Genomic DNA, 18,495 nt, shown 5'->3' with positions numbered 1-18,495 from the left:
TTAAGCAAAAGGCATCATCGCGCGAACTGAAGCCACGTTAGACTCGTGAACAGCAGCTGAACCGCGTAATTGACGTTTGTTTTTAGTGGTTTTCTTAGTAAGAATGTGGCGTTTAAACGCTTGACCACGCTTAATAGAACCGCTACCGCGTACCTGAAAGCGCTTAGAAGCACTTTTCTTGGTTTTCATTTTAGGCATAATAGTACTCTTAAAATGTTAACTTCAGGTGCTTAGCCAAAAACGCTAAGTCTTGTAAAACCCAAGTTAATCGCCTTGCCCACATTTCGTTCGAACTTAAATAAGCCTAAGAACGGGACAAGCTGATAATATTAGCATTGATTTCTACTTTTGTCTAGAAACTTAAAGAAAATCAATGTTTTAGTGTGGTAAGTTGTCATTCTGACAACAACCAGTCCACCGCATGAACCACCTGAATACCCTCCTTACTTCCGACATCCATACGATTTAAGGTAAGGATTGTTTTTTTGTAATTATCATTAATATGTAAAAGATTTCTTTGCTCTCGCGGATTGTCCAATGGTAGCTGATAAGCGACCTGAATATATTGCCTGTCATCTCCTTTAAAATAAACAAAGTCAATTTCCTCACTATCTAGCTTACCTACAAATACATCATAGCCTCTACGCTTTAGCTCAATATAGATGATATTTTCTAATTGCGAACCTACACTACCTACCTGCCCTAGCACGGTATTTCTAATCCCCGTATCGATAACATAATACTTCCCTTGGGTCTGCAAATACGCACGCCCTCGAATGTCATAACGCAATGCTTCATAAAAAACAAACGAATCTTTCAATAATTGCACGTACTTATCAACACTACTTACCGTAATTTTTAATCGTTCTGAGTTCAGCATATCAGTGACACGCTTAATAGATGTCGATGAGCCTATGGTATCCAATAAATAAACCACCACCTTTCTTAATGCGGCAATATCACGCACAGCCCCTCTCGTTGCCACATCTTTTAAAACAATACTATCGCAAACACCCTGTAAAATATCACGACGGATTGTTTCATCAGAAATATCCATTAGACTAGGAAATCCACCCCATACAAGATACTCTTGGAAAAGCTTATCAGGATAATCTTGACGACCTTTAGATTGTTGGTAATCCACAAATTCTTTAAAACTAAACGGATATACCGTCAGCTCTATATAACGCCCAGCAAGATATGTCGCCAATTCACCCGATAATAAATTAGCATTGGATCCCGTGATATAAATATCCGCATCAAAAGCTACCCGCAAGCCATTGACCAACTTTTGCCAACCATTAACTTCTTGGATTTCATCAAAAATAAAATAAATCTTGCCTTTGACACCCTGAACTTGTTGCTCTAGCTGTGCATACAATATCTCCGCCTCAGCAAATTTAAAATTTTGCGGATGTTCAAAGTTGTAAAAAATAATATTCACAGGCGATACGCCTTGAGATAAAAGATACTCTTGATAGAGCTGCAAAAGTACAGATTTACCAGAGCGACGCACTCCAGTAATGACCTTAACAAACTCATTGTCTTTGGCATTTATTAGCCACTGTAAGTAAGGTTGACGAGTTAACATAAAATTCCCTTCCGAACTATTTCTACTATAACAGAAATAATTTGGAGAATTAAAAGTTTTTCTATTATAGTAGAAAAACTTTTAATTTATAGGAAATTTTCTAGTGTAATAGAAACGTTTATTTTGGCATAGGCACAATCGCTAACGTCTTTCCTAAAGGCGCTAAAATTTTAAGCAACGTGGATAATTGAGGACTGCTCTGCCCTAACTCTAGACGAGCAATCACAGGTTGTTTTACGCCGCTCAGTACCTCTAATTGTTTTTGTGAAATGCCTAATTCTTTACGTGCCATGATAAGTTCATTGATCAAAGCCGCTCTCAAATCGCTTTCTACAATCTCCTCTGTAGTAAGAATAGTTTTATCGAAATTGTCATCCCACTCTGAGCCAATAGCCTTATTTTTATTCATCAGATACCTCTCGAGCATAAAAATCATCTAGATACGTTTTGGCACGTTCTATCTCTGATTTTGGTGTTTTCATTGTTTTCTTAATAAAAATATGTAAAAGAATAAATGCATTTTCACCGACATGTTTAATATAAGGCTCACATGCTCGGTGAATTCCATGCTCCTTAAGGACTTGTATATAGTCCCTAATTTTTGAGAGCCTGATACGACTATCTTTAGAGTTTTGAGATGATAACTCTACAACAATTTCTTTAACAGGCTCTCGACCCTTTGAATCACAATAAAAGAATATTTTGTTCACTCTTATCACCATAATAACTTAAAAGATATTATATTTCAATAACTGATTAGTTATTCAAATATAAATTTGAAAGTTTTATAGTGATAGATATAACTCAAAACAACAAGTTCCTTGCTAGCTTTTATCCTACTAGGAAATACCCTAAAAACTCTTCCTATATTGCACTAACTTCATCCTTATCGCACATCGCTCATAGAGTGTTTGCGCACTCGTATTACTTTCATCCGTCACCCAATAAACGCGATGGCAATGATTATCTTGCGCAAATTGGTAAACCGCTTCAATCAATTGCTTCGCAATACCTTGACGGCGGACCTGTGGTGCAACAAATAAGTCCTCTAAATAACAACATTCGGTGATGTTCCATGTGTTCGGGTGTATCACAATATGCGCAAAACCCAATAAATCACCCTGCTCATTAAACGCACCAAACGCTCGCATATTTGGACGAGAAATCAGACCTTGCCACGTATGCAAGGTCACTTCCTCACTTAAGCCTGCTTGATAAAAACCAAGGTAAGACTGCCATAAAGGCAGCCATTTCGAAAAGTCATTTTCGTTCAGCAAACGTATCATCAAGGCTGAAATGCCCCCACAAAAATCGCCGGATCCACACGGACATTATTCAAGCTAACATTCCAATGTAGATGAGGCCCTGTTGAACGTCCTGTCGAGCCTACCTTACCTAGCAATTCGCCACGTTTAACCACTTGTCCTTTTTTCACATCAATGGCCGACATATGACAATACATGGTAATCATGCCCTGACCATGGTCCACAAATACCGTTTTTCCATTAAAAAAATAGTCTGCTACAATCGTCACAACACCATCAGCAGCCGCTTTAATCGGCGTACCTGTCGGCACAGCAATATCTAAACCTGAATGTGGGTTACGTTCTTGACCATTAAAAAAACGTCGTAATCCAAACGGACTAGAATAACGTCCACCGTCTACGGGTCTATCTAGCACTACATTACTCGGCACCACTCCTTCACGATACTGTTTGTAAGCACTCATTTGTTCATCAAGCTCTCGCTTAAATCGCGCCTCATTTTCAGCTGACGGTGTCACATGTTTATTGCTACTTAACTTAATATGTTGTTCTTTATATTTCTTCGTGCCTACCGTAAAGGATACCGCTTGTGTTTGTCCACCTTGTTTGACCTGCACAGACTGTTGCCCTGCCGAAGTTTTGAGAGGAATACCGACAATCGCCAAAGCCTTCCCCTCTGATGGGACGACCAATACGCGATGTCCTTGGTAGGTCACTTCTGGCAACTGCCCACCTTTGATTTCCAAAGGAAGTACGGCAACACCACCCGGCACGGGCTTGTTTAGACGATCAATAATATATTGATTAGCGGCAGCCATACCACTAATCGTCATCAGCCCAACAAAGGCCATTGGTTTAAGTAATTTAGCTAACATTTATTTTCCCCTAAAAGAATGATTTATTGTACTCATTCTCACTACCTCTATGGGCATTCTTGAAACAAGCTTTCTTATAACAAATGTTAATTCTATTTAACACCCACACCTTTAAAAAGCAAATTCACATCCAAAATCTAATCACCCACCTCATAAAATTAATGAAATTCAATGCGTTATATCAAATAAAAAGCAAATTTAGCACTAAAAATAATTATCTAAAAACTTTATTAGATAGCCTTTCTCTATAGACCTTTCACGGCGTAAAACTATTACCATACAAATTTTCAAACAGCGTTAGAATTAATGCATTACTCTCTTTTAGGCGCTTATATCATGCACACTATCTATCCTCCTCTGACCATTCGCTCTAAAGCGCTACTCCCTATCGTCCAAGGAGGCATGGGTGTCGGTATCTCTGCCCATCAGCTTGCTTCGGCAGTCGCACAACAAAATGCCATCGGTACGATTGCTAGTATTGATTTACGCCACCTTCACCCCGACTTACTCGCCAAATCAAAAGAAAATCCCATTCAAGAAAACTACGACAAACTCAATCGTATCGCGCTTGACCGTGAGATAAAAGCCGCTCTCAAAAGCGCCGATAACAGAGGACTCATCGCTGTTAATGTGATGAAAGCCGTTACCGACTACCCTAACCTCGTCAAGCAAGCCTGCGAGTCTGGTGCACAAGCTATCGTAATGGGAGCTGGACTGCCTCTTGAGCTACCTGAACTCACACAAGAACACCCTGATGTTGCCCTCTTACCGATTTTGTCGGAATCACGTGGTATTAGCGTGGTACTCAAACGTTGGATGAAGAAAAATCGCTTGCCCGATGCGATTATTATCGAACACCCTAACCATGCAGGTGGACATCTAGGCGCACAACAAATCACCGATTTAAATCATGAGCGCTTTAGCTTCAGACGAGTACTCGAAGAAACCCAAGAAGTATTCAAACAACTCGGCTTAGAAAGTGAAAAAATCCCCCTTATCCTCGCCGGTGGTATGGCGCACTTTAAAAAAATCAAAACCGCCCTCACCGAATGGGGAGCCAATGCCGTCCAAATCGGCACTGCCTTTGCTGTTACCCAAGAAGGTGATGCCCATATCAATTTCAAGAAAACCTTATCTGAAGCAAAACCTGAGGATATCGTGGAATTTATGTCCGTAGCAGGTTTACCTGCGCGTGGCGTGCTAACCCCATTCTTAAAGAAATACCTACAAAATGAAGCCAAACTTCAAGCCAATGCTAAGGCTGACCCGCGCCGTTGCGTACAAAGCCTTAACTGCTTACAAACCTGCGGCTTACGTGATGGCATTAGCAAAATCGGACAGTTTTGTATTGACCAGCGTCTTACCGATGCCCTTAATGGTGACGTAAAAAAAGGGCTTTTCTTCCGAGGAAAAGACCCTTTACCGTTTGGTGAGCAAATTCGTAGTGTTTATGAGACGATGCAGTTTTTACTGACAGGGAAAGCTATTCCGATTGAGTGATTTTGTCTCACACGGTTTAGCTATGCTATCCGACTGCGTCGACTTCTGTCATAGACAGAAGTACCGTGTTCGCCGGAATTACTAAATCCATAGGATTTAGTGATTCTCTTTCGCGTGATTAATCGTGTACTTTGGAATCTCAATCACCAAATCACTATCCGCCACTAATGCTTGGCAAGATAAACGAGAGGTAGGTTTCAAACCCCATGCCTTATCGAGCAAATCCTCTTCATCATCGGTGGCGTCTTCTAGTGAGTTAAAGCCCTCTTTCACAACAACATGACACGTTGTACAGGCACACGACTTTTCACAAGCGTGTTCTAACTCAATATCATTAGCGAGCAAAACATCAAGAATGGATTCTCCCGCTTTGACATTTTCAATGACTTTACCCTCTGGTAATAAGGTTTCGTGAGCTAATACGGTAATTTTTGGCATGCTATTTCATTCCATTAAAGTTCATCTAGAGCTTTACCAGCCAAAGCACGGCGGATACTACGATCCATACGGCGAGCAGCAAACTCATCGGTTAATTGTGAAAATTCGGCGATTTGCTTACGGATATGATTCACATCATCAGAGGTAGCAACAGTTATTGTCTCTTGTAATTTAGTCTCAATCGCTGCCAATTCTGTTTCACTTAATAAATCTTTATCTGAAGCTAGTGCAGACTGAACAGACTCAATCAATTGCTTAGCATTGACTTGCTCCTCACGCAACATACGTTGTTGAGCATCATAATCAGATTGCGACATACCCTCTTCAAGCATTTGGGTAATTGCCTCATCGCTTAAACCGTAACTCGGCTTGACAGTGATAGCGGATTCAATCCCTGTACTCATCTCACGAGCTGTCACACTCAATAAGCCATCTGCATCGACTTGAAAAGTCACACGAATACGTGCAGCACCCGCTACCATTGGCGGAATACCACGCAACTCAAAACGTGCTAAGGAGCGATTCGCATCCACTAATTCACGCTCGCCCTGCAACACATGAATACTCATCGCTGTTTGACCATCTTTAAAGGTGGTAAACTCTTGCGCTCGTGCGACCGGAATCGTACTATTGCGTTCAATAATCCGCTCGACTAGACCACCCATAGTTTCAATCCCAAGCGATAAAGGGGTTACGTCTAGTAATAGCCAATCTTCCCCTGCTGTACGGTTACCCACCAATTTATTGGCCTGTAAAGCAGCGCCCATCGCCACCACTTTATCTGGGTCAAGATTGGTCAAGGGTGTCGTCTCAAAAAACTCTCCCACCATCTGTTGGACGATAGGCATACGTGTCGCACCACCTACCATCACGACACCTTTGATATCGCTATTTTTTAGATTGGCATCTTTAAGGGCTTGCTTAGCACGCTCTAAGGTACGATTGACTAAATGCGAAGCAAGATTTTCAAAATGATTACGTGGGTAATTTAAATCAATATGTAAGCCATCCGATAAAGAAACTTGGAAATAGGCTTTTGTCTGTGTTGTCAAACGCTCACGGACTGTTTTAGCAATCGATAACAGCAAACGTTTATCTTGAGCATTTAAGGTACTCATATCATGATGCTTCATCACATCATTGACGATTAATTCATCAAAGTCATCGCCACCTAACTGGGTATCCCCCCCTGTCGCAATCACTTCAAAAACACCTTTACTCAATTTCAAGATAGAAATATCAAACGTGCCACCACCTAAGTCATAAACCGCATAGATACCCTCTGCTTCGTTATCCAAACCATAAGCAATCGCTGCGGCTGTCGGCTCATTTAATAAACGCAATACATTCAGACCCGCTAGACGTGCAGCATCTCTTGTCGCTTGGCGTTGTGCATCATCAAAATACGCAGGTACCGTAATGACAGCCCCCGTAATATCATCTCCAAGAGAGTCTTCGGCACGCTGACGTAATTTCGCTAAAATTTGTGCTGAGACTTCGACAGGACTCACATCGCCCTGAATCGTCTTAACACGGACGCTACCACCGTCTTTTTCTAGACGATATGGCAAGCCCAACTCTACCGACTCTTCATAAGAGCGTCCCATGAGACGTTTAATAGATAATAAGGTATTATAAGGATCGCGATTTTGTGCTTTGACAGCAGGTATCCCAATATGCACACTTCCATCTTTCAAATAGCGAACCGCTGACGGTAAAAGTTCTTTGCCTTGTTCATCAGGAAGAACCTCAACCACACTGCTACGCACCGTAGCGACCAAAGAATGCGTTGTACCTAAATCAATCCCCACCGCTAATTTACGTTGATGCGGTGCTGGGGCTTGACCAGGCTCTGAAATTTGTAAAAGTGCCATATAAATTTATGCGATTAATGATTGAATTTCTTGTTGAATTTTAGTGATAAACATCAATTGACGGACTTTCTCACTTGCTGTTGCATAGTCTTTTTTACTATCCAAAAGCTCAGTTAAACAACGCTCCAACGCTTGCTCTTCTGCGTCAATCGTGGTTTTAAGCGCTTGTAATGCGGTAGCATCGCCTGCTGCCTCTTCGAGTTCTTCACGCCATTGCATCTGCTTCATCAAAAAAGCCGTATCCATGCGAGTATTGTTCTCAGCATCAACAGAATGTCCAGCAAGCTCGCAAAGATATGCTGCTCGTTTTACGGGTTTACGCAATACCTCATACGCCTGATTAATACGAGAGGCCCATTGCATCGCCACACGTTTTTCTGCGGCACTCGCTGTCGCAAAACGATCAGGATGTACACGTGCGGAAGCCTCACGCCACGCACGCTCCAATGCATCCGCATCAAGAGCAAACGTAGGCGCAAGGTTTAATAGACTAAAATAGCTATCCATAACTCTCTCGTCTTAAACAGAGAAAGACTCACCGCAACCGCAGCTTGCTTTTTCTTTAGGGTTTTTAAATTTAAACCCTTCGTTTAAGCCCTCACGGACAAAATCAAGCTCTGTTCCGTCAATGTAAGGGAGACTTTTAGGATCAACAAATACTTTAACATTAAAGCTTTCAAAGATTTGATCGTGTGCATCTTGTTCATCCACGTATTCCAGTTTATAAGCCATACCAGAACAACCTGATGTACGTACACCCACACGCAAGCCTAAGCCCTTACCACGCTTATCGATATTACGTTGGATATGTTTTGCTGCTTTTTCAGTAAGAGTAACCGCCATAATCGTTCACTTATGCTTTTTTGCTTTTGTAATCTGCTACTGCTGCCTTAATCGCATCTTCTGCAAGAATTGAACAGTGAATTTTTACCGGTGGTAATGCCAATTCTTCTGCAATATCAGCATTGCGAATTTCTAGCGCTTGATCCAATGTCTTGCCTTTTACCCACTCTGTCACTAATGAACTAGATGCAATCGCTGAGCCACAGCCATATGTTTTAAAGCGAGCGTCTTCAATCACGCCTGCTTCATTCACTTTGATTTGTAATTTCATTACATCACCACAGGCTGGTGCACCCACCATACCTGTACCTACGCTATCATCACCCTTTTCAAAAGAGCCTACGTTACGAGGATTCTCATAATGATCTAATACTTTATCGCTATATGCCATGATAATAATTCCTTTTATTCAATCTTAGTGAGCTGCCCATTGCACCGTATTGAGGTCGATACCCTCCTGTGCCATTTCCCATAGAGGTGACATATCACGTAATTTACCAACTCGCGTTTTTAATAGTTCAATCGCACTATCCACCTCTGCTTCCGTCGTAAAGCGACCAATGGTAAAACGGATAGAGCTATGTGCTAACTCATCATTACGTCCCAACGCACGTAATACATACGAAGGCTCTAAACTCGCTGATGTACACGCAGAACCACTTGATACGGCAAGTTCTTTAATCGCCATAATGAGCGATTCACCCTCTACATAATTAAAGCTAATGTTCAAGTTATGGGGTACACGATGTTCCATGTCACCATTCACATAGGTCTCTTGAATTTCTGATAGACCTGCTAATAAACGATCCCGTAAACGGCGGATACGTGCATTTTCTTCTGCCATCTCTGCTTCTGCAATCGCAAAAGCCTCACCCATACCAACAATTTGGTGCGTTGGCAATGTACCTGAACGGAAACCACGTTCATGACCTCCACCATGCATCTGCGCTTCGATACGGACACGTGGTTTACGACGAATATAAAGTGCACCGATACCTTTTGGGCCATAAATTTTATGTGCAGAGAATGACATTAAGTCCACTTTTAACTTCGTTAAATCAATCTCTACTTTACCTGCGGCTTGAGCTGAATCTACATGGAAAACAATACCTTTCTCACGCGTAATCTCACCAATGGCTTCAATATCTTGGATTACACCAATTTCGTTATTTACCATCATCACCGATACTAGAATCGTATCTGGACGAATCGCTGCTTTTAATACCTCTAAATCTAAAAGACCATTTTCTTGAACATCAAGATAGGTGACTTCAAAACCCTGACGCTCTAACTCACGCATAGTATCCAATACCGCTTTATGCTCTGTACGTACGGTAATCAGATGTTTGCCTTTTTCTTGATAGAAATGTGCAGCACCTTTAATCGCAAGATTATTAGACTCTGTGGCACCAGAAGTCCATACGATTTCGCGAGGATCTGCTTTAACAAGACTAGCGACTTGCGCACGCGCTTTTTCTACAGCATCTTCGGCTTCCCAACCATAAGAATGACTACGAGAAGCTGGGTTACCAAAATTTTCACAGAGCCAAGGAATCATTGCCTCAGCGACACGTGGATCGACAGGTGTTGTCGCAGAATAATCTAAATAAATAGGACGAGTTGACATGAGAAACTCCAGAATTTTAAGCTAATACAGAACTTAGGGCATCGTTCTTACGTTGAATATGAACGGGACTAGTCTCTGTTTGTTGAATTTGACGCATACGCTGCTGGTCGACTAATTCTTGTAAACTCACCGAATCTAAATAGTCCACCATGCGGCGATTTAAATTACTCCAAAGGTCATGCGTCATACAATGACCACTTTCTCTGCCGTCTCGCCCGCTTGAACAGGGCGTTTTGTTGCCACAGCCTGTTGCATCTAAAGGCTCATCCACAGCAAAAATAATATCCGCAATCGTAATATCTCGTGCATATTTAGCCAATGTATAGCCACCACCAGGACCACGAATGCTCTCGACAAGTTCGTGGCGACGCAACTTACCAAATAATTGCTCTAAATAAGAAAGAGAAATATTTTGACGCTGGCTAATCGCAGCTAAGGTGACGGGACCTGCGTGATGGCGTAAGCCTAAATCAATCATCGCAGTCACAGCGAAACGACCTTTTGTTGTTAATCTCATAGCAGTTTCCTTGTATAACCAAGTAATTTACTCAAGTATAACAAATACCCAAGTAAAATGCTAGGGAATTATCCCCTTATACAACATTCAGTCGTTACAACGCGTAATATTATACCCAGAAAAGACAAAGACCTTGTGAAATCATCACAAGGTCTTTAAAAATTTTTGCCTAGGCAACTTGATATTGCGTGACACGCTTACTCAACACTTCAAACAAACCCTGACACGCATCTTCTAGATAATCTAACATCTTAAAAAAGCCATCTACCCCACCATAATAAGGATCTGGTACAGTAGCTTCCTCATAATCATTGGCATAACGCATCAATAACATCATCTTGTGATGATCTTGGCGAACACCCATCTGTTGAAGATAAGATAAAGATTCCCAATCCATCGCAAGAATTAAATCATACTCTTTAATATCTGCAGGCGTAATCTGACGAGCACGGATATCACTAATATCATAACCGTGTTTACGCGACACAAACTGTGCTCTACCATCAGGTGCTTCGCCAACATGATAATCGTGCGTCGCTGCACAATCAATCTTGATGCTTTCTTGTAGACCCGCTTGATAAACCAGATGACGCAATACCCCCACTGCGCTAGGCGAGCGGCAAATATTCCCCATACAGACGAAAAGTACTTTTGTTTCCATAGTGGTGATAGTTTGAACTAAAAGCCTTTATTTTTCAAGTAGTTTCAAAAAGATTTTTAGGTACTTGGAGGCATTTCCGAGGACTTATTAAGAAAACTTAACATTTTTAAGTCATCCGCACTTAATAAATTGCCTTGCTTTGCCTTTTCAATCAAATCAGGACGATACTGCAAGCTTAATTTTAAGGATTGTTCTCGACGCCAACGTGCGATATTCTTATGATGCCCAGACAGCAATACTTCCGGCACAGATTCCCCCTCAAAAACCTCTGGACGCGTATAATGAGGACTATCTAGTAAACCAGCCTGCGAAGGATGAAAAGAATCTTGCAAAGCAGAGTCATGCGTATTTAACACACCCGGCAGCAAACGAACCATACTATCCAAAATCGCCAATGCCGCAATCTCACCGCCCGACAATACAAAATCCCCTAAGGAAATTTGTACATCAACATAGCGATCAATAAAGCGCTGATCAATCCCTTCGTATCGACCACACAGCAAAATAAATCCCGTACTTTGACTAAGTTGCTGAGCCTTAAGCTGAGTAAATACCTCACCAATAGGACTCATCAAACACACCGGATGATGAATACCTAAAGTTTGATGTTCCGCCTTAATCGCTCGCAAGGTTTTAACTAAAGGCTCTGCGAGCATCACCATACCAGGACCACCACCATAAGGTCGATCATCCACTGTATGATGCACATCCTCTGTAAAATCTCGAGGATTCCATGTCTTCAAAGACCAAATTCCTTTTTGATGTGCCCTGCCCGTTACGCCTAACTCAGAGACAACAGAAAACATTTCTGGGAATAAGGTAATAACATCGATACGCATTAGAAATCTACCGGCCAATCCGCTTGAATATAACGCTTATCTAAATCCACTACCGGCACCATCTGCTTCACAAAAGGCACCAATACCTCAACAGCACGCCCCTTTGCCGTCATCACCCCTTCTAACTCACCTGAGGCATTAAGTTTTTGACGATGTACATGCAACACACCATGCGCACCATTATCGGATACCTCAGTCACCACACCAATTAAGGTTTCTGGTTGGGTTTGTGAGCTATAAACTGCACATCCGATTAAATCGACCCAATAAAACTCATCTTCATCAGCGTTAGGGAAATCTGCTCGAGAGATATAAACTGTCGTGCCTTTTAAGACTTGTGCCTGATCACGATCAGCAATATCTTTAAGCTTGGCGACAACAGCACTGCCTTGTGAACGACTACGAATAAGCTGAGCATCACGCATAGGCTCCAAAGGCTTTCCCTTTAAATCCGTACGCATTAACCACCATTGATTGACGTCTAGCAATACCGTTTCTTGTTCAGAAAAAGGAATAACCTTAATCATCCCCTGAACACCGTACGCATCACTAATACGCCCTACCTCAACCAAATCCTCTGGAATTTTTTGCATAGTCTTATCAAATCATAATATAAACAAAACGACCGTCAGCAAAACTGACGGTCGTCGTATCCTGTCTGCTATTGTAGTGTGAAATCCACTCGAGCAGCAAATCTCTCGTTAATTAAGCTGGTTTGTAAGCTTTTAATAAACGAGCAACAGCGTCAGAAACCTGAGCACCGTTAGAAGTCCAGTGATTTACGCGATCTAAAGCGATACGTAAGTTTTCAACATTAGGATTACCTACTGGATTGTAAAAACCAACGCGCTCGATAAAGCGACCGTCACGACGGTTACGTGAATCAGCAGCTACGATATTGTAAAATGGACGTTTTTTAGAGCCACCACGGGCTAAACGAATCACCACCATGGGGGTTATTCCTCTTAAAAGTTAGTTAACACAGTTAATAAACGAGTAATTTTAGAAGTTTTTTCTAAATAAATCAATACTTAGCTATGATTTTTAATAAAAATCACACCAAATTACAACAACCCACTTCAAACGACTTTAACGTTTTTGAATAAAATGAACAACTGTTCCTTCTACCTCAGTCGGTTCTTGTAAAAGTATCGTATTACCCGTTTGTTTGGCAAATGCCTGAAAGTCACTCAATGCACTTTTATCCGTCGTGAGGATTTTAAGCACTTGACCACTTTCAATCGTTTGTAATGCTTTCTTTGTCCGCAGGAGCGGCAAAGGACACGTCAAACCAGACGTATCAATTGTCGCTACAAAATCAGGATACTGACTCATCACAAAGTAATTTAGAGCTTTGCTTGAACCCAAGCAGGAACTTCCGCTAAAGCAGCAGCAAGCGCAGCGGGGTTAGTACCACCACCCATCGCCATATCTGGACGACCACCACCTTTACCACCAACTTTCTCAGAAAGCACACCCACAAGCTCACCCGCTTTTACAGAGGCAGTCTTGTCTGCTGTCACACCCACAGCGATACTCACTTTACCCTCTGCAACAGACGCTAATACCACCACGCCTGATTGTAATTTATCTTTCAGTTGCGGCACCATATCACGAAGGAATTTCGTATCCGCATCTTTGACCTCAGCCACAAGTACTTTAGTACCATTGATATCTTGAGCTTGAGCCACTAATTCCGTTGCCATCGCACCAGCAAGTTTTTCTTTGGTGTGTGCGAGTTCTTTCTCTAGCTGAGATACTTGCTCCTGCATCGCTTTAGTACGATCAAGAAGATTCGCTGGTGAAGACTTCAATAAAGCCGCAGCTTGTACAACACTATCATTAAGACCATGCAACCATGCTAGGGCATTTTGACCAGTGACGGCTTCGACACGACGAATACCTGATGCAATACCACCCTCAGAAACAATCTTGAATAAACCAATATCACCCGTGCGTTTGACATGCACGCCACCGCACAACTCACGAGAGAAGCCGATGTCTAATACACGGACTTCATCACCATATTTCTCACCGAATAATGCCATAGCACCACCAGCAACAGCCTCATCAAAGCCCATCATTTGTGCATGAACCTCGGTATTGGCTAAAATCTCTGCATTCACAATCGCCTCAACCTCAGCAATTTGTGCTTGCGTCACAGGAGCATCATGAGAAAAGTCAAAACGCGTTTTTTCTGCATCCACGAGTGAACCTTTTTGTTGCACATGACTACCTAATACTTGACGTAAAGCCTTATGCATTAAGTGCGTTGCGGAGTGGTTACGTGTAATGCTCACTCGGCGCTGTACATTTACGTGTGCCTGAACAGCATCACCAACCTTAATTTGTCCCAACGATACCGTGCCATAATGCCCAAAGACATTCGCTGTGATTTTCTGCGTATCGTAAACATCAACCGCATTACCAAAACCAGTCAATGCACCCGCATCACCGACTTGACCACCTGATTCAGCATAGAATGGTGTTTGATCCAATACCACCACCACATCTGTACCTTCGGCTGCTTCTTGTACAGAAGTACCGTCTTGGTAAATCGCAAGAATTTTAGCTTCTGTTTCTAAAGTCACATAACCTTGGAAGTCTGTATTTTGACCTGAGTAGCTTAGATTTTGACTTGTCTTGAACTTACCGCTCGCACGTGCTGTATCGCGTTGGTGCTGCATCGCCACTTCAAAACCCTTTTCATCAACTTCTACACCACGCTCACGGCAAATATCCGCCGTTAAGTCAAACGGGAAGCCATAAGTATCATAAAGAGTAAAGGCCGTCTTACCATCAAGCACACCACCTTTCTTAAGTCCCTCAAGGTTTTCCTCAAGAATCTTCATTCCTTTTTCTAGTGTCGCTTGAAAACGCTCTTCTTCGAGTTTTAATACCGCTGCCACACGCTCTTGTTGTTCCACTAATTCAGGATAAGCATCACCCATTTGACCAACAAGATCTGTCACTAATTTATGGAAGAAAGGCTTGGTTTGACCTAACTGATAGCCATGACGTAAAGCTCGGCGAATAATGCGACGCAATACATAACCACGACCTTCGTTGCCCGGAATCACCCCATCCACAATCATAAAGCTACATGCACGGATATGATCAGCAATGACTTTTAAAGAGTTATTTGCCAAGTCAGTTGTATTCGTCTCACGCGCAGCCGCTTGGATTAACTTCTGGAATAAGTCAATCTCATAATTTGAATGAACATGCTGCAATACCGCTGCAATACGCTCTAGCCCCATACCTGTATCCACACAAGGACGTGGTAATGGATGTAACACACCATCCTTATCACGGTCAAACTGCATAAAGACTAAGTTCCAAATTTCAATATAGCGGTCACCATCTTCTTCTGGAGATCCTGGAGGACCACCCCATACATCTGGACCGTGATCATAGAAAATCTCAGAACAAGGACCACAAGGACCTGTATCTGCCATTTGCCAGAAGTTGTCTGAGGCATAACGAGCGCCTTTGTTATCGCCGATACGAATAATACGCTCTGCAGGCACGCCGATTTGGTCTTTCCAAATATTGTAAGCTTCGTCGTCTTCAAAATAGACCGTTACCCAAAGTTTTTCTTTAGGTAAGTTATACACTGTCGTTAATAGCTCCCAAGCATATTTAATCGCATTTTCTTTGAAGTAATCACCAAAACTAAAATTACCTAACATTTCAAAGAAAGTGTGATGACGTGCTGTATATCCCACGTTCTCTAAGTCATTATGCTTACCGCCTGCACGCAATGAGCGCTGAGCTGTCGTCGCACGAGAGTACGGACGAGAATCTTTACCTGTAAACACATCCTTAAATTGCACCATACCTGAGTTGGTGAATAATAAAGTAGGATCATTAGCCGGAACTAAAGAAGACGATTTAACAATCGTATGATCTTTCGATTGGAAAAAGTTTAAAAACTTAGAACGAATTTCAGCGGTTTTCATTGTGATTCAAGACGAAAAATTTAAAGTAACGTTTGATTATAAATTAAAACAGTTCAGTACAGTAATAAATAACCTCTAAACTTAGCAATAAAACTGCTACTAAGCGATTAGACTTTCATAAGGGATTTGTAAACCATGATGTAGGTTTTTAATCATATTTAAACTTAAAGGCCGCTTACCATTTAACACCTCTGAAATCTTACTCTTTGCACCCAAATAAGGCACCAAATCATCTCGTGTTAAATTTTGCTGCTCCATTTTAAATTTAATGGCTTCAATTGGATTTGCATGTGCGATAGGATAATGCTTGGCCTCGTAGGACTCAATTAATGCTAATAAAATATCTCTTTCATCAGCCTCCGGTGTACCATTTTCCACTTGAAAAACTTTCTCAAGAGCCAAAAAAGCTTGAGTTAAATCTTCATCATTACGAATAGGTTTAATATTCATTGACATCCTCTACATTTATACTGTCATCGGCCTTATGCGTACCAATAAATTTGACCCATACCACACTAACTTGATAAGCGATTTCAACCACCAATCTATATTTATTTCCACCTATATTGAAAACAACTCGATTATTGCCACAAATACTTGCTATAGCAAAACTTGCCTTCACATCTTGAGGTGTTTTCCAGTCACTTTTTAGCACGATATCATGCCATGCTTCCAAAGGACGTTGAGCATCTTGATATTGCCTCCAGAAATTTACTAATGTTCGTTTAGCTATAACTCGCATAACACCTCAACAGATTAAAATAATTATAATTCCCTTTTTGGGAACATTCAATAAAAATAGAAAATTCAATCACCTCTTCATCTCGGTCTATGCCACACAATCGCCTCTTTATCCTGCCATCGTAGACGTAATTGTGAGTAATGTCCTTTTAAAACAATATAAGGGGGATTGCGATGGATTTTTAAGACTTGTTCTGCCTGTGTCTGAGGATCAATGCTCAAAATAGCAGGAATCACTTGACCTTGCTCAAACTGTAACCACACCTCATCCTGCGTACTAAACACTTGTAAAGGCAATACTTGACTATCCCCTTGCATTTCCCATGCAAACGAATAGCTATTCACCTGACGAGCACTAAACTCCCAATCGGGATAATGTCGCTTTTTTTGTAACCAGTCTGTCTGCGTAGTACATCCTGCCATGATAGGCAATACCAGCATAGTAAAGACATATAAACGATGAGAGCGTAAAAACATAATAACCTCCTTAACAATAATGAAATGGCGATGACACCAGTCTCATTATTCTCAAAGAAAAACACTCTCTATTTCTATTGTCAAAACTACGGACGGACAATTTTGTCCACCCTATTTCCCCCAAAGAAAACGCCTACTGACAAGAGGCCAGTAGGCGAAATTTTTTCTTAACTAGAACGCTTTAAGCGAACCAGAAACGGTACTATGACAACCGTAGTCTACCGACCACCTTACTTTGGCAAATCAGCCGCCGAAGTAAACGAGTCCGCATAAAACTCCTCTGCCGGTAAGCCTGCTTTCGCATACGCTTCTCGCGCACTTGCAATCACAATCGGTGCACCACAAGCATAGACTTGGTAGCCACTTAAATCAGGAATATCTTCTAAAACGGCTGCATGCACAAACCCTGTACGTCCTGTCCAGTTATCCTCTGCTTGCGCATTAGAAATCACTGGAATAAAGGTAAAGTTAGGCAACTTTGCTTCCCACTCTTTACATAGCTGCGCCATATATAAATCAGCCGGACGACGACCACCCCAGTAAAGAGAGATTGGACGCTGAATATCCAAGGCAATCACCTCTTCCATTATGGCTTTAAGCGGTGCAAAACCTGTACCACTCGCTAAAAATACCATGGGCTTATCCGACTCTTTACGCAAGAAGAATGAACCTAGCGGCCCTTCCAGACGAAGAATCTCTCGCACTTTCATCGCCGTCGTTGCACCAAACACATGGTCGGTAAATAAACCACCCGGCATATGTCGTATATGCAATTCAATCGGTGCCCCCTCTACTGGACGTGTTGCCAAAGAATAAGCCCGACGAGAACCATCTTTAAGGATAAACTCCACATATTGACCAGGCTCATAGCGGAATACATCCGAACTCGGTGTCTGTAATTTCACAATCATCACATCATCGGCGGCTTTTTCCATCTCACTAACACGCACGGGCATCTTCTTAATTTGAATATCGCTTGCCATGCGTACTTCACGCGCTTGGATAGTCACATCCGATAAAGGCTTAGTCTCACAGAAAAGACAAGCACCCTCAGCACGTTCTGCTTCAGAGATTAAGTTTGCTGTACCCGGACCTGCCTCATATTCGCCACTGACCACCTTACCTTTACAGCTCGTACAAGATCCAGTACGACAACTATAAGGCAATACAATATCATGCTCCAAAGCAGCATCTAAGATAGTTTGCCCCTCTTTCACATCAAACGTATGGTTAGTTGATTCAATGGTTACTTTATAAGTCATGATAGCGTTTAATCTCCACAAAA

The 18,495-nt window shown here is 41.9% G+C and carries 24 protein-coding genes; 1 reads left to right on the top strand and 23 read right to left on the bottom strand.

What is annotated here, in order from left to right; genetic code table 11:
- From rpmI to HKX39_RS05890, 6 genes are all read right to left on the bottom strand, one after another.
- Nucleotides 1-198 carry a 50S ribosomal protein L35 gene (rpmI, locus tag HKX39_RS05915; protein ID WP_171680403.1) on the bottom strand — a complete coding sequence of 66 codons (198 nt, stop codon included), beginning with the start codon at nt 196-198 and terminating at the stop codon, nt 1-3.
- A gap of 196 nt (nt 199-394) precedes the next feature.
- Nucleotides 395-1,591, bottom strand: a complete 1,197-nt coding sequence (locus HKX39_RS05910) for an ATP-binding protein (protein ID WP_171680402.1) — start codon at nt 1,589-1,591, stop codon at nt 395-397.
- Nucleotides 1,592-1,709: 118 nt separating this feature from the next.
- On the bottom strand, nt 1,710-2,000 hold the full coding sequence (locus tag HKX39_RS05905) for a helix-turn-helix domain-containing protein (RefSeq protein WP_171680401.1): 291 nt from the start codon (nt 1,998-2,000) through the stop codon (nt 1,710-1,712).
- Entirely contained in the window at nt 1,993-2,301 is a 309-nt protein-coding gene (locus HKX39_RS05900; protein WP_171680400.1) for a type II toxin-antitoxin system RelE/ParE family toxin, read from the bottom strand. The genes HKX39_RS05905 and HKX39_RS05900 overlap by 8 nt, the downstream gene beginning before the upstream one ends.
- Nucleotides 2,302-2,442: 141 nt before the next feature.
- Nucleotides 2,443-2,877, bottom strand: a complete 435-nt coding sequence (locus HKX39_RS05895) for a GNAT family N-acetyltransferase (RefSeq protein WP_171680399.1) — start codon at nt 2,875-2,877, stop codon at nt 2,443-2,445.
- Nucleotides 2,877-3,731, bottom strand: coding sequence for a peptidoglycan DD-metalloendopeptidase family protein (locus HKX39_RS05890; RefSeq protein WP_171680398.1), 855 nt, complete (start codon nt 3,729-3,731; stop codon nt 2,877-2,879). Before HKX39_RS05890 ends, HKX39_RS05895 begins: the two co-directional genes overlap by 1 nt.
- Before the next feature lie 336 nt (nt 3,732-4,067).
- Here HKX39_RS05890 and HKX39_RS05885 point away from each other — a divergent pair, with 336 nt between their 5' ends.
- Nucleotides 4,068-5,231 carry an NAD(P)H-dependent flavin oxidoreductase gene (locus HKX39_RS05885; protein WP_171680397.1) on the top strand — a complete coding sequence of 388 codons (1,164 nt, stop codon included), beginning with the start codon at nt 4,068-4,070 and terminating at the stop codon, nt 5,229-5,231.
- A 96-nt stretch (nt 5,232-5,327) separates the two neighbouring features.
- Here HKX39_RS05885 and fdx read toward each other — a convergent pair whose 3' ends face one another.
- The 17 genes from fdx to HKX39_RS05800 all read right to left on the bottom strand — a co-directional run bounded on the left by fdx (nt 5,328) and on the right by HKX39_RS05800 (nt 18,472).
- Nucleotides 5,328-5,669 (bottom strand): ISC system 2Fe-2S type ferredoxin, encoded by a 342-nt coding sequence (gene fdx / locus HKX39_RS05880; protein WP_171680396.1) that lies wholly within the window; start codon nt 5,667-5,669, stop codon nt 5,328-5,330.
- 14 nt (nt 5,670-5,683) lie between these two features.
- A complete protein-coding gene (gene hscA, locus HKX39_RS05875) occupies nt 5,684-7,543 on the bottom strand; it encodes a Fe-S protein assembly chaperone HscA (RefSeq protein WP_171680395.1) in 1,860 nt (619 codons plus the stop codon).
- Nucleotides 7,544-7,549: 6 nt separating this feature from the next.
- On the bottom strand, nt 7,550-8,050 hold the full coding sequence (gene hscB, locus HKX39_RS05870; RefSeq protein WP_171680394.1) for a Fe-S protein assembly co-chaperone HscB: 501 nt from the start codon (nt 8,048-8,050) through the stop codon (nt 7,550-7,552).
- A gap of 12 nt (nt 8,051-8,062) precedes the next feature.
- Nucleotides 8,063-8,386: an iron-sulfur cluster assembly protein IscA gene (iscA, locus tag HKX39_RS05865; RefSeq protein ID WP_171680393.1), complete on the bottom strand. Its 324-nt coding sequence runs from the start codon at nt 8,384-8,386 to the stop codon at nt 8,063-8,065.
- Nucleotides 8,387-8,396: 10 nt separating this feature from the next.
- Complete coding sequence (gene iscU / locus HKX39_RS05860; RefSeq protein ID WP_171680392.1) at nt 8,397-8,777, bottom strand: Fe-S cluster assembly scaffold IscU; 381 nt, start codon at nt 8,775-8,777, stop codon at nt 8,397-8,399.
- 24 nt (nt 8,778-8,801) lie between these two features.
- Nucleotides 8,802-10,013 (bottom strand): IscS subfamily cysteine desulfurase, encoded by a 1,212-nt coding sequence (locus HKX39_RS05855; RefSeq protein ID WP_171680391.1) that lies wholly within the window; start codon nt 10,011-10,013, stop codon nt 8,802-8,804.
- Between the two features lie 16 nt (nt 10,014-10,029).
- A complete protein-coding gene (locus HKX39_RS05850; protein WP_171680390.1) occupies nt 10,030-10,530 on the bottom strand; it encodes an Rrf2 family transcriptional regulator in 501 nt (166 codons plus the stop codon).
- Between the two features lie 169 nt (nt 10,531-10,699).
- Nucleotides 10,700-11,191 (bottom strand): low molecular weight protein-tyrosine-phosphatase, encoded by a 492-nt coding sequence (locus HKX39_RS05845; protein ID WP_171680389.1) that lies wholly within the window; start codon nt 11,189-11,191, stop codon nt 10,700-10,702.
- A gap of 56 nt (nt 11,192-11,247) precedes the next feature.
- On the bottom strand, nt 11,248-12,030 hold the full coding sequence (gene trmD / locus HKX39_RS05840) for a tRNA (guanosine(37)-N1)-methyltransferase TrmD (protein ID WP_171680388.1): 783 nt from the start codon (nt 12,028-12,030) through the stop codon (nt 11,248-11,250).
- Nucleotides 12,030-12,623, bottom strand: coding sequence for a ribosome maturation factor RimM (gene rimM / locus HKX39_RS05835; protein ID WP_171680387.1), 594 nt, complete (start codon nt 12,621-12,623; stop codon nt 12,030-12,032). The genes trmD and rimM overlap by 1 nt, the downstream gene beginning before the upstream one ends.
- Nucleotides 12,624-12,735: 112 nt before the next feature.
- Nucleotides 12,736-12,981 (bottom strand): 30S ribosomal protein S16, encoded by a 246-nt coding sequence (gene rpsP, locus HKX39_RS05830; RefSeq protein ID WP_171680386.1) that lies wholly within the window; start codon nt 12,979-12,981, stop codon nt 12,736-12,738.
- A 138-nt stretch (nt 12,982-13,119) separates the two neighbouring features.
- Nucleotides 13,120-13,365 carry a sulfurtransferase TusA family protein gene (locus HKX39_RS05825; protein ID WP_171680385.1) on the bottom strand — a complete coding sequence of 82 codons (246 nt, stop codon included), beginning with the start codon at nt 13,363-13,365 and terminating at the stop codon, nt 13,120-13,122.
- 11 nt (nt 13,366-13,376) lie between these two features.
- Nucleotides 13,377-15,992, bottom strand: coding sequence for an alanine--tRNA ligase (gene alaS, locus HKX39_RS05820; RefSeq protein ID WP_171680384.1), 2,616 nt, complete (start codon nt 15,990-15,992; stop codon nt 13,377-13,379).
- A 99-nt stretch (nt 15,993-16,091) separates the two neighbouring features.
- On the bottom strand, nt 16,092-16,442 hold the full coding sequence (locus HKX39_RS05815; RefSeq protein ID WP_171680383.1) for a helix-turn-helix domain-containing protein: 351 nt from the start codon (nt 16,440-16,442) through the stop codon (nt 16,092-16,094).
- Nucleotides 16,432-16,734 carry a type II toxin-antitoxin system HigB family toxin gene (locus tag HKX39_RS05810; protein ID WP_171680382.1) on the bottom strand — a complete coding sequence of 101 codons (303 nt, stop codon included), beginning with the start codon at nt 16,732-16,734 and terminating at the stop codon, nt 16,432-16,434. The genes HKX39_RS05815 and HKX39_RS05810 overlap by 11 nt, the downstream gene beginning before the upstream one ends.
- A gap of 77 nt (nt 16,735-16,811) precedes the next feature.
- Nucleotides 16,812-17,210 carry a TrbG/VirB9 family P-type conjugative transfer protein gene (locus HKX39_RS05805; protein WP_171680381.1) on the bottom strand — a complete coding sequence of 133 codons (399 nt, stop codon included), beginning with the start codon at nt 17,208-17,210 and terminating at the stop codon, nt 16,812-16,814.
- A gap of 230 nt (nt 17,211-17,440) precedes the next feature.
- Nucleotides 17,441-18,472, bottom strand: coding sequence for a CDP-6-deoxy-delta-3,4-glucoseen reductase (locus HKX39_RS05800; protein ID WP_171680380.1), 1,032 nt, complete (start codon nt 18,470-18,472; stop codon nt 17,441-17,443).
- Nucleotides 18,473-18,495 lie beyond the last annotated feature (23 nt).

The organism is Pelistega suis (assembly GCF_013133795.1).
In the GTDB taxonomy this organism is placed as follows: domain Bacteria; phylum Pseudomonadota; class Gammaproteobacteria; order Burkholderiales; family Burkholderiaceae_B; genus Taylorella; species Taylorella suis.
This window is presented reverse-complemented; position numbering and strand designations above follow the sequence as displayed.